Origin of the sequence: Streptomyces sp. NPDC048483 (genome assembly GCF_040651455.1) — a bacterium.
Lineage (GTDB): Bacteria > Actinomycetota > Actinomycetes > Streptomycetales > Streptomycetaceae > Streptomyces.
Genome location: NZ_JBEZJZ010000053.1, coordinates 1 through 10,550 on the forward strand (window position 1 = coordinate 1; position 10,550 = coordinate 10,550).

12 protein-coding genes are annotated in these 10,550 nt (G+C 70.2%); 8 read left to right on the forward strand and 4 right to left on the reverse strand.

Going from position 1 to position 10,550, the window contains the following annotated elements; translation table 11 throughout:
* Window positions 1-151 precede the first annotated feature (151 nt).
* Both AB0D04_RS24585 and AB0D04_RS24590 read right to left on the reverse strand, forming a co-directional pair.
* Window positions 152-1,819 (reverse strand): ABC transporter permease, encoded by a 1,668-nt coding sequence (locus AB0D04_RS24585; RefSeq protein WP_362707059.1) that lies wholly within the window; start codon window positions 1,817-1,819, stop codon window positions 152-154.
* Window positions 1,816-2,808, reverse strand: a complete 993-nt coding sequence (locus tag AB0D04_RS24590; protein ID WP_362707061.1) for an ABC transporter ATP-binding protein — start codon at window positions 2,806-2,808, stop codon at window positions 1,816-1,818. Before AB0D04_RS24590 ends, AB0D04_RS24585 begins: the two co-directional genes overlap by 4 nt.
* A 94-nt stretch (window positions 2,809-2,902) precedes the next feature.
* Here AB0D04_RS24590 and AB0D04_RS24595 point away from each other — a divergent pair, with 94 nt between their 5' ends.
* The gene (locus tag AB0D04_RS24595) at window positions 2,903-3,448 is read left to right on the forward strand and encodes a MarR family transcriptional regulator (protein WP_362707063.1); all 546 of its coding nucleotides are present in this window, start codon (window positions 2,903-2,905) and stop codon (window positions 3,446-3,448) included.
* Window positions 3,449-3,635: 187 nt separating this feature from the next.
* Here AB0D04_RS24595 and AB0D04_RS24600 read toward each other — a convergent pair whose 3' ends face one another.
* Complete coding sequence (locus AB0D04_RS24600; protein WP_362707066.1) at window positions 3,636-4,622, reverse strand: hypothetical protein; 987 nt, start codon at window positions 4,620-4,622, stop codon at window positions 3,636-3,638.
* Window positions 4,623-4,828: 206 nt separating this feature from the next.
* Here AB0D04_RS24600 and AB0D04_RS24605 point away from each other — a divergent pair, with 206 nt between their 5' ends.
* From AB0D04_RS24605 to AB0D04_RS24630, 6 genes are all read left to right on the forward strand, one after another.
* Window positions 4,829-6,115: an adenylosuccinate synthase gene (locus AB0D04_RS24605; protein WP_362707069.1), complete on the forward strand. Its 1,287-nt coding sequence runs from the start codon at window positions 4,829-4,831 to the stop codon at window positions 6,113-6,115.
* A 144-nt stretch (window positions 6,116-6,259) separates the two neighbouring features.
* A complete protein-coding gene (locus AB0D04_RS24610) occupies window positions 6,260-6,607 on the forward strand; it encodes a DUF6247 family protein (protein WP_362707072.1) in 348 nt (115 codons plus the stop codon).
* Window positions 6,608-6,687: 80 nt separating this feature from the next.
* Window positions 6,688-7,539: a Scr1 family TA system antitoxin-like transcriptional regulator gene (locus AB0D04_RS24615; protein WP_362707075.1), complete on the forward strand. Its 852-nt coding sequence runs from the start codon at window positions 6,688-6,690 to the stop codon at window positions 7,537-7,539.
* Between the two features lie 13 nt (window positions 7,540-7,552).
* Window positions 7,553-7,738, forward strand: a complete 186-nt coding sequence (locus AB0D04_RS24620; RefSeq protein WP_362707077.1) for a DUF397 domain-containing protein — start codon at window positions 7,553-7,555, stop codon at window positions 7,736-7,738.
* A gap of 308 nt (window positions 7,739-8,046) precedes the next feature.
* Window positions 8,047-8,181 (forward strand): hypothetical protein, encoded by a 135-nt coding sequence (locus AB0D04_RS24625; RefSeq protein ID WP_362707080.1) that lies wholly within the window; start codon window positions 8,047-8,049, stop codon window positions 8,179-8,181.
* A gap of 32 nt (window positions 8,182-8,213) precedes the next feature.
* Window positions 8,214-8,462 (forward strand): hypothetical protein, encoded by a 249-nt coding sequence (locus AB0D04_RS24630; RefSeq protein ID WP_362707082.1) that lies wholly within the window; start codon window positions 8,214-8,216, stop codon window positions 8,460-8,462.
* A gap of 51 nt (window positions 8,463-8,513) precedes the next feature.
* Here AB0D04_RS24630 and AB0D04_RS24635 read toward each other — a convergent pair whose 3' ends face one another.
* Window positions 8,514-9,260, reverse strand: coding sequence for a hypothetical protein (locus AB0D04_RS24635; RefSeq protein WP_362707085.1), 747 nt, complete (start codon window positions 9,258-9,260; stop codon window positions 8,514-8,516).
* 199 nt (window positions 9,261-9,459) lie between these two features.
* Between AB0D04_RS24635 and AB0D04_RS24640 the strand changes: the two genes are divergently transcribed.
* Window positions 9,460-10,416, forward strand: a complete 957-nt coding sequence (locus AB0D04_RS24640) for a DMT family transporter (protein ID WP_362707087.1) — start codon at window positions 9,460-9,462, stop codon at window positions 10,414-10,416.
* Window positions 10,417-10,550 lie beyond the last annotated feature (134 nt).

Genomic DNA, 10,550 nt, shown 5'->3' on the forward strand with positions numbered 1-10,550 from the left:
CCCCGCGCGCGGCGCCCCCCCCGCCCCCGGGGCCCCCCCCCCCCCCAGCGCCCCCCGGGGCGGCCCCGCGCCGCCCCGGGCGGCGCGGCCCCCCCCGCCCCCGCGCGCCCCGCACGCCTGGGGAGGCGGCCCGGGGCGGGCCGGCCGGGGATCAGTCCATGTCGCGCCGGCGCAGTCCCGTCAGTCCCGCGACCATGAACAGCGCCGAGAGGCCCAGCAGCCAGAGGAACGGGGCGGCCGTGGTCCCGGCGCCGGGGAGCTTGGGCAGGTGGCTGAAGGGGGAGAGGTCCATCGCCCACTGGGGGAACTTCAGGCTCGGGCCGATCCAGCCGATGGCGAGGCAGCCGCCGACCACGGCCCAGACGGCGGTGGTGGCCTTGGGGAGCAGGCCGTAGACGAGAACCGCCACACCGGTGAGCGTCCAGACGGCGGGGACCTGGGCGAGCGCGGCGCCGAGGACGGGGCCGAGCTGTCCGGCGACGTCATGGGCGGTGATGCCGTAGCTGATGCCCAGGGCCAGGCCGCCGGAGCCGAGGATCACGGCGGTGCCGAGGTAGGCGACGGCCAGGTGGCCACAGGCCCAGCGGAGGCGGCCGACGGCGCCGGCCAGCACCGGTTCGGCGCGGTCGCCGGTCTCCTCGCTGCGCAGCCGGAGCACCGAACCGGCCGCGTAGATCGCCGCGACCATGCCCAGCATGCCCGTCATCGTGGCCAGGAAGGCGTCCGTCAGCCCCTGTTGGCCGCCCATCCGCTGGACGATCTCCAGGGTCTGCCGATTGCCGCCGACCAGGTCGGAGGCGCCCTTGGCGATGCCGCCGAAGACGGCGCCGGCGCACAGGAAGCCGAGCGTCCAGCCCAGCAGGGTGGTGCGCTGGAGGCGCCAGGCCAGGCCGGTCGGGCCGCTCAGCGAGCGGGGCGCGCGGGCCGGGCCGGGGCGGGCCGGCAGAAAGCTCATCCCGATGTCACGACGGGCCGTCAGGACGTAGGCGGCGCCGACGGTCAGGAGGGTCGCGGCGATGAACAGCAGGGTGACCCACCAGCGTTCGTCGGCGTAGGCCCGGAGGTTCTCGGCCCAGCCGATCGGGGAGATCCAGACGAGCGGGGAGGATGCTCCCCCGGCGCCCGCCCCGGAGGGCCCCGAGGCGGCGGCGTCTCCCGCGGCCCGCAGCGCGAAGGCGAGGCCGAGGACCGCACCGGTCAGCCCCTTGGCCAGCCGGGCGCTCTCGGTGAGCTGGGCGGCGATGGCGGCCAGCCCCGCGAAGAACATCCCCGCGCCGCCGATGGCGACCCCGAGAGCGAGTGAACCGGCCGCCGGCTGTCCCGACTTGGCCAGCCCGCCGGCAATCAGCACGGCGAGCGCGGCGTTCGCGATCAGGGCGGTCAGCAGCGCCGCCGTCAGCGGCGCACGGCGCCCCACCATCGCCGCGGACAGCAGCTCCTGACGCCCGGTCTCCTCCTCCTCGCGGGTGTGCCGTACGACGATCAGCAGGCTCATCACCCCGGCGAGCACCGCACCGAAACCGGCCATCCGCCAGGTGACCAGGCCGCCGATGGTGTCGCTGAAGATGGGGCCGTACAGCGCACGCAGCGAGGCGTTGGCGTTCATCGACGCCGCCAGCTCGGCGCGCTGGGCGGCAGTGTCGTACAGCGCCTCGAAGGACGCGCCCATGGAGGCGACGGCCAGTCCGAGGACCAGCACCCAGGCCGGGATCATCACCCGGTCACGGCGCAGGGCGAGCCGCAACAGGGCGCCGGTGCCTGCCAGATGACGGGGTTTACGGGCCGGGGCGAGGGCGGCCGCGGCTGCTACGGCGGTCATCGCGCGCTCGCCTCCTCGCCGCGCACGCCGTTACCGCGTACGCCGTCGCCCTGTACGCCGCCCCCGCGCACCTCATCCTGATAGTGCCGCAGAAAGAGCTCTTCCAGCGTGGGCGGAGTGCTGGTCAGACTGCGGACGCCGGATGCGCTGAGCGAGCGCAGCACGGCGTCGAGCTTGTCGGTGTCGACCTGGAGCCTGACCCGCAGGCCCTGGCCCCCCGCGATGGGCTGAGTGGCCACGTCATGGACACCGGGCAGCTGGGCGAGCCCGTTGGGCGGGCCCGCCAGCTCGGCGATGACGGACGTACGGGTGAGGTGCCGCAGCTGCCCGAGCGAGCCGGACTCGACCGTCCGTCCCTTGCGGATGATGCTGACCCGGTCGCACAGCGCCTCGACCTCGGACAGCACATGGCTGGAGAGCAGGACCGTACGGCCGCGGTCGCGCTCCTCGGCGACGCAGCTCTGGAAGACCCCCTCCATCAGCGGGTCCAGCCCCGAGGTCGGCTCGTCCAGGATCAGCAGGTCGACTTCGGAGGCGAAGGCGGCGACCAGGGCGACCTTCTGCCGGTTGCCCTTGGAGTACGTCCGCCCCTTCTTCGTCGGATCCAGCTCGAACCGCTCCAGCAGCTCGGCCCGCCGTGCGGTGTCGAGCCCGCCCCGCAGCCGGCCGTAGAGGTCTATGACCTCCCCGCCGGAGAGATTGCGCCACAGCGTGACGTCCCCGGGGACGTAGGCGACGCGGCGGTGCAGCGCGACCGCATCGCGCCAGGGGTCCTTGCCCAGGAGCTGAGCGATGCCGCCGTCGGCGCGCAGCAGGCCCAGCAGGACGCGGATGGTGGTGGACTTCCCGGCGCCGTTGGGCCCGAGGAAGCCGTGCACCTCACCGGCCTCGACGCTGAGGTCGAGGCCGTCCAGCGCGTGGGTCCGGCCGAACGACTTGTGGAGGCCGGCCACCCGGATCGCGACCGAGGGAGAGATTGCCTTCGTCATGATTTTGAAGATACGTTAGATTCACAAATTTGTGAAGTTAAGAAAGCGTATTAAGTTGGAGCTGCGGTTCTGATCAAGGGGAGATGATGCGGGCATGGCCGAGCGGGAACAGGAACAGCAACAGCGCGAGCAGGGCGAGCGGCAGGACGCCGGCCGGCGCGACGCCGAGGCGGTCTCGGAGTTCGTCGAACGGTTCGCCTCACAGCTCGTCGACGCCGGCATGCCGCGGATGCCCGCCCGCGTCTTCGCCTGCCTGCTGGCCTCCGACTCCGGCGTGCTGACCTCGGCCGAACTGGGCGAACGCCTCCAGGTCAGCCCCGCCGCCGTCTCCGGCGCGGTCCGCTACCTCTCCCAGGTCAACATGGTCGGCCGCGAACGCGAGCCCGGCTCCCGCCGCGACCGCTACCGCGTCCACAGTGACCAGTGGTACGAGGCCCTGACCCGCCGGGACAGCGTCCTCACCCGCTGGGAGGCCACCCTGCGCGACGGCGTGGCAAGCCTCGGCGAAACCTCCCCCGCAGGCCACCGGATCAGCGAGACCCTCGACTTCTTCGAGTTCCTGCAGGGCGAGCTCGGCGGACTGATGGAGCGCTGGCGCAACCATCGCGATCAGCTGCGGGCGGGGAACAGCGAGAGCTGACGGCAGGGGCGTGCCGCCTCTTGGTCCGTGTCGCGGCGGCGGAAGAAGGTGCAGCGGGCTGTAGTGCGCCCCGCTCGCGCCGTACCGCAGACTGATCCGCGTCCGGCCTCGACCGAAGCAGGAGCGATCCGGGCGAAGCGGTCGAGGCGATGGAGAGGCAATGGGGGAGCGGGCCCCAGGGACCCGCTCACCTCGGCACCGTCAGCCGCCACGCCCCCGCCTGCACCGTCCACGTACGCGTCCGCACCGGCCCGCCCACGACCGCATCCGCCCGGTAGTGGAAGTCCGCCCCGGACACCGTCACCGCCCGCGCCCGTGCCCGTACGGGCCGCGCCTCGCCCGGCCAGCGGACCTCGACCTCGGCCAGACCGCCGCCACCGTCCCGGCGACCCGAGGTGGCGGTGCCCTTCCAGCCCTCCGCCATTTCCGCCATCCCCGCCGTCCCCGACACCCCCGGCACCACCGAAACCGCCCGCACCGGCCGGTCCAGATCCGCCAGGACGACCCCGTCCGCCTCGATCCGCAGCCGGTGCGTCGGCACCCGCCCGCGCCGCCCGCCGAGCCCGAGCCCCGCCGTCGGGGCGAGCAGCGACAGGGCCGTACGGGCCGTCCGCGCCGCCGGCCCCCACCAGGACCGGTGGCCGTCAACGCTCCCGGACCCGTTCCCGGACCCGGCGTGCTCCACCGGGCGCGAGGCGGCCCCCGGCCGGTACGGCACCTCGGCCGGCTCCCCGTCCCCGTAGGGAATCCGCAGCCCGCCCAGCACAATCCCGTCGCTGTCATCGGTCAGCAGATCCATCGACCGCTCCTTGCCGTCCAGAACGGTCCGCGCCGCCGCCACCGTGTCCGTGGGCACCCCCAGCGCCCGGCTCAGCGCGACCGACGCCGGCGCGCCCACCGGGACCATGGCCACCGGCACCTGCCCCAGCTCCCGCTCCTTGTGCAGCAGCCCCACGACCCGCAGCAGCGCACGGTCGTCCCCGATCACCACCGGCCGCCGCTGCCCGCGCTTCGCCAGCGCCCGGGCAAACTCCTCCGGCCCCTCCGGAAGGCAGATCTTCGCCCCGGCCCCCGCACACAGCACATCCCGCGCAATCCGTACGGATTCCCCGTCCGTACTGCGCGCGACCGGGTCGATGACCACGAGCAGGGAATACCCCCGAACGGAGTCCACGGGAGAGTCCCCAGAAGGCTGCGCCGACACCTCGGTCCTTCCTCAGGTAGCATCTCGGTGCAAGAGCCCCTTGCGCTATTGCGCCAGGGGCTTCGTCTATTCCGGGGCACCGGTCCGACGGCACGCGCGATGACGTTGGCGTGAACACGCACGCTAACCCCATCCATGCACGTTGGACATGCCCCGCCCGGAAGGGGTGTACGCCTGTGCCCGCACTTGTGCTGCTCGGTGCTCAGTGGGGTGATGAGGGCAAGGGAAAGGCCACCGACCTGCTCGGTGGATCCGTTGACTATGTGGTGCGCTACCAGGGCGGCAACAACGCCGGCCACACGGTCGTCGTGGGCGACCAGAAGTACGCGCTGCATCTTCTCCCTTCCGGAATCCTCTCGCCGGGGTGCACCCCGGTCATCGGCAACGGCGTCGTCGTCGACCCCGCGGTCCTGCTCTCCGAGCTGAGCGGACTCAACGAGCGCGGCGTCGACACGTCCAAGCTGCTGATCAGCGGTAACGCGCACCTGATCACGCCGTACAACATCACCGTCGACAAGGTGACGGAACGCTTCCTCGGAAAGCGCAAGATCGGCACCACCGGGCGCGGTATCGGGCCGACCTACGCCGACAAGATCAACCGCGTCGGCATCCGCGTGCAGGACCTCTACGACGAGTCGATCCTGCACCAGAAGGTCGAGGCGGCCCTCGACGTCAAGAACCAGCTGCTCACCAAGCTCTACAACCGCCGCGCCATCGAGGCCGGCCAGGTCGTCGAGGAGCTGCTGACCTACGCGGACCAGATCAAGGGCTACGTCGCCGACACGACCCTGCTGCTCAACAACGCCCTCGACGAGGACAAGGTCGTCCTCTTCGAAGGCGGCCAGGGCACCCTGCTCGACATCGACCACGGCACGTACCCCTTCGTCACCTCCTCGAACCCGACCGCCGGCGGCGCCTGCACCGGCGCCGGCGTCGGCCCGACGAAGATCAGCCGCGTCATCGGCATCCTGAAGGCGTACACGACCCGCGTCGGCGCCGGCCCCTTCCCGACCGAGCTGTTCGACCAGGACGGCGAGGACCTGCGCCGCATCGGCGGCGAGCGGGGCGTGACCACGGGCCGCGACCGCCGCTGCGGCTGGTTCGACGCGGTCATCGCCCGCTACGCGACCCGCGTGAACGGCCTGACCGACTTCTTCCTCACCAAGCTCGACGTCCTCACCGGCTGGGAGCAGATCCCGGTCTGCGTCGCCTACGAGATCGACGGCAAGCGCGTCGAGGAGCTCCCGTACTCGCAGACCGACTTCCACCACGCGAAGCCGGTGTACGAGATGCTGCCGGGCTGGTCCGAGGACATCACCAAGGCCAAGACCTTCGCCGACCTGCCGAAGAACGCGCAGGCCTACGTGAAGGCGCTGGAGGAGATGTCGGGCGCCCAGATCTCGGCGATCGGCGTCGGCCCCGGCCGTGACGAGACGATCGAGATCAACTCGTTCCTGTCGTAGTGGCAGCCGTACGGGGTTGCCCGTACGGGTTGGCCTGACGGGCAAGGGCCCGCGCACCTTTTGTGGCGGTGTGCGGGCCCTTGCCTGTACGCGGCGGTCGTGTGCTTCCCTTTGGCGGTACGCCCGCCCGCACCGGAGGCAACCGTGAGCGCGCAACCCGATGGCTCGTATGGACCGCTGATCCCGATGCCGGACCTCACCCCGGACGCCTTGCGGTCGGCGGTCGCCAGGATCGCGCCGAGCCGGGTATCCGCCCTCACCCAGCACCTGTTCGAGGCGACGACGAACGTGCAGCGGACGCAGAGCCTCGCTCCGCTCCGCGCGTTCGTCCATTCATGGGCTGTCTTCATCGCGATCCAGCGCCACCCGCAGCGGGCCGCCCGCCTTCGCGAGCTGGAAGAGATCGTGGACGGGGGTGAGGCGGACCCGTCGGACGCGATCGACGAGGTCCGCCGGATCCGGGACGTGGCGGAGGCCGAGGCCGGGCTGTGAGCCGGTGGGCTGCCGCCACTTGGTACGGCTGAGCCGGTCCCCCGCAGCTAGTCTTTGCAGCGGAAAGGAGGGGGAGGCCGATGCCGGTGCGGAAGCCACCCACGGAGCGGCGTCGTCGGCTGGGCATGGAGCTGCGCCGGATGCGCGAGCACGTCGGGCTGACGATCAACGAGGCTGCTGTGATGCACCGTACGGACCGGACGACCGTCAGCAACACCGAGTCCGCCCGGTCCGGAGTCAGCAGTGACCGGGTGCGCGTATGGGCCGCCAACTACTCCTGCCCGGACGCTGCTTACATCGATGCGCTCGCGGAGATGGCCAAGGAACGCGGTGCGCACTGGTGGGACGAGTACCGGGGCGTCGTGGTCGCCGGTGCGCTCGACCTTGCCGAGCTGGAGCACTACGCCCATGCGCTCCGGTCCGTACAGATCACGCACATGCCGGGGCTCCTGCAGCACGAGGACTATGCGCGAGCAGTCTTCGGGGAAGCCGTCCCTCCTCTGAGCCGGCGCGATCTGGAGACCCGGATCGACTATCGGGTCAAGCGCCGTGCCGTCTTGGCGCGCGAACAGCCGCCCACGTGCACCTTCATCGTTCACGAGGCGGCGCTGCGGATGCAGTTCGGCGGCCGGGACGTTGCCCGGACCCAGCTCGACCACCTCCTGAAGGAGTCCGAGCGCGAGCACATCACGATCCGCGTGGTCCCGTTCTCCGTAGGCGGTTTTCCGAACGCCGGAAGCTCCACGCTCTACGTGTCGGGGCCGGTGCCGCAGCTCGACACCGTGCAGTCGGACACCGCCGTCGGGTCGGCGTTCCTGCACTCGGAGACGCATCTCGCCAACTACCGCACCGTGCTGGACCGTACGGAGGAGCGTTCGCTCGCTCCCGGAGCGTCGAGAGACTTCGTCCGCAACCTGGCACAACACATATGAAGGCGTGGCAACCGTGCAGATCCCATGGCGCAAGTCCTCGTACTCGACGGACGCCGACGGCACCAACTGTCTTGAGCTCGCCTCGCACGACGGCGGCATCCTGATCCGCGAGAGCGACGAACCCGGCGTCGTCATCAGGACCTCGTCGGCGACGGTGCGCGCGTTCCTCGCAGACGTGCAGGCGGACGACGTGCGCTAGCCGACCAACCTCGCCCCGAAGCCCTCCACTTCACGGTGGAGGGCTTTCGCATATGCCGATCACTTGGTGTTTCACGCAACATGTTGCCTGAGCGCGCATGCGGGGCTACGTTCTGTACGCATGGGAAAGCCCCGGCGGTGTGTCCGCACCCCGGGGCATGGCCAACGCTTACTAGGAGCGTCAACATGGCCCACCGTATCGGGTCCCTCTTCGCACGGACACTCGCCTGCCTACTCGCGGTGCTGGTGCCAGCAACTGGGTTAGGCCGCAAGGGAGTTGTCGTACGTCATCGGCACCCTGCCCGGCACATGACTCCGCCGCCCCGCCCCCCGTTCCCGCCCGACCTCCCCCTCCTCGACGAAGCCGGCCCCCTCGTCCGCCCCTACCTCCCCGCCTACGGGCGTCAGGTGGCGCACCTGGACCTCGCCGCGGTGATCGCATGAACGGCCCGAACGGCCTCCCGTACGGGCTCCGCGTGAGCCGCGTACCCGGCAAGCCCGTCTGCCGTGACATGGACGGTCACTACTCCCTCCACCTCTGGCTCCGCCAGGACGGCAAGTTCGACGGCGACCTCGCGCTCACCCTGTCCCCCGTAGAGGCCGAACTCCTCCACGCCCAGCTCTGCTTCGCGCTGGACGGCGAGCCGGTGACGACGTACGACGACCTCACGCCGGACTGCCGTAAGGATCCCCGGCGGATCGTCTCTCGGGTGCGGTGGCCATAAGGGGGAATTGATTACCTTGCGCCCCGCCCCCGGGAGTACGTCCGCGGAGTCCTAGGAGGACACCTCGTGCATTTCGGTGATGGTGCCCTTGGAGTCGAGGACGACGTCATAGAAGTTCTTGCCGTAGCAGTACTCCTTGTCGTCCTTCGGCGCCTGACCGCCGTCCCATGTCTCGTGATTCGGGTCCGCGCAGGTCTTGACGTGGCCGATGCCGGTGCGGGTTCCCGGCTTGTTGGCCAGTGCCTTCTCGTTATAGAGCTCGTCGTTGATGATCGTGACCTTGGCATTCATGTCGAAGGCGTACGTCTTCAGCGTCCCATAGGAGTAGAAATGGGGATCGTTCCCGCCGTCTTCGAGGCAGCCCTTCTTGGCTTGCTTGGCGATGACGTTGGCCATCGCGCCTTCGACATTGCGGACCCAGATGATCTGGTGCCCCGGCTTCAGCGGGAAGCACATACTGTCGTTGTTCCGCTTCTGGGAGCCCTGGCCAGGGGTCTTGCCAGCTTTGCCGTTGTCGTTCTCCTTGCCGCCAGCCTCTCGATCGCCGACGTTCTTCCCGGCGTCCGTCGGATTGGCGCTTGCTGAAGAGCCCGGGGCGGCGGACTTGTCGTCCTTCGGGCCGCAGGCGGTCAGCGAAACCGCCAGGGAGGCGATTCCGGCAGCTGCGAGAACGCATCGGATGGACCGGGTGGAAATGACGAACTCCTTATTTGTGGTGATCTGCCCACGCCCGCCAGGCGTGACCCGATGGCCAATCCGCAAGCCGCCCAAGACGGGCCGGTTGAACTCGCTGAACATCGTAAGGGCGTACGTGTGGCCCAAATGTCCTTGTCAGGTCATGGATTGACGCCTGGTCAGCAACGCCTCGAATAACGGTCGGCTGCGGCAACTCAATTTATTTACCGGCAATTTCGGTGATTCGGCCCCCAGATTCCTCGCCTCTCGTCCGCGGATATTTCGTTAAGGGCCGAAGCGTCCGCGCTCTAGCGTCACAGCCATGCCCATTCCGCCGGATACCGGCTCTCAGAAGCAATGGCCCGCCCTGGCCGCAGCGGGCGTCACCGTCGTCCTGTGGGCCTCGGCCTTCGTCTCCGTCCGCAGCGCCGGCTCCGCCTACTCGCCGGGGGCCCTGGCCCTTGGCCGGCTCATCGTGGGAGCCCTCGTGCTGGGCGCGGTCTGTCTGGTGCGCCGTGAGAGCCGGCCGCCGCTCCGCGCCTGGCCAGGCATCGCCTGCTCAGGTCTCCTGTGGTTTGGCCTCTATATGGTCGTGCTCAACTGGGGCGAGCGGGAGGTCGATGCGGGGACCGCAGCCATGGTCGTCAACATCGGGCCGATGCTCATCGCGTTGCTGAGCAGCAGATTCCTGGGCGAAGACATGCCGCGTCGGCTGCTGGCGGGCATGGCGGTGTCCTTCGCCGGCACCGTGATCGTGGGGATCTCGATCTCCGATGACGGTCACGCGTCCATACTCGGCGTGCTGCTCTGTTTGCTGGCCGCCGTCTCGTATGCGGGTGGAGTCGTCGCCCAGAAGCCCGCGCTTCGCCATGCCGGGGCCCTCCAGGTGACCTTCTTCGGCTGCCTCATCGGTGCGGTCGCGTGCCTGCCCTTCAGTGGCACCCTGGTGTCGGAAGCGGGGCGTGCCCCGCTGTCCGCGACCCTCAACATGATCTATCTGGGCGCCTTCCCAACGGCTCTGGCGTTCACCACCTGGGCGTTCGCGCTGGCCCGCACGACCGCGGGCCGTATGGGCGCCACCACCTATGTGGTGCCGATGCTGGTGGTGCTGATGTCCTGGCTGGTGTTGGACGAGCTGCCTGGCCTGCTCACGCTGGCCGGTGGCGCACTGTGCCTGTGTGGGGTGGCCGTATCCCGTGGGTTGTCCCGCACAGGGGCATCGGCCGCAGCCATGGCTGCCGAACGCGATGCGGACGCCGAGGGGGTGGCGGTGAGGTAGTGCGCGATGAGGTAGTGCGGGGTGACGGGGAGTTCGGCGACGACGGCGAGGCGCTCGCTGCCGTGTGCGGGGTCGGGTGTCCTCAATTGCAGGGCAGGACAGCTCAGTTGAGGGTGCATGGTCGGGCGGCCGGA

Bases quoted from the DNA above. Each gene is read 5' to 3' on its own strand.
- AB0D04_RS24635 (WP_362707085.1), bottom strand. From the start codon at position 9,260: ATGTTCAGCGAGTTCAACCGGCCCGTCTTGGGCGGCTTGCGGATTGGC.
- AB0D04_RS24585 (WP_362707059.1), bottom strand. From the start codon at position 1,819: ATGACCGCCGTAGCAGCCGCGGCCGCCCTCGCCCCGGCCCGTAAACCC.
- AB0D04_RS24590 (WP_362707061.1), bottom strand. From the start codon at position 2,808: ATGACGAAGGCAATCTCTCCCTCGGTCGCGATCCGGGTGGCCGGCCTC.
- AB0D04_RS24640 (WP_362707087.1), top strand. From the start codon at position 9,460: ATGCCCATTCCGCCGGATACCGGCTCTCAGAAGCAATGGCCCGCCCTG.
- AB0D04_RS24615 (WP_362707075.1), top strand. From the start codon at position 6,688: ATGCCGGTGCGGAAGCCACCCACGGAGCGGCGTCGTCGGCTGGGCATG.
- AB0D04_RS24595 (WP_362707063.1), top strand. From the start codon at position 2,903: ATGGCCGAGCGGGAACAGGAACAGCAACAGCGCGAGCAGGGCGAGCGG.
- AB0D04_RS24625 (WP_362707080.1), top strand. From the start codon at position 8,047: ATGACTCCGCCGCCCCGCCCCCCGTTCCCGCCCGACCTCCCCCTCCTC.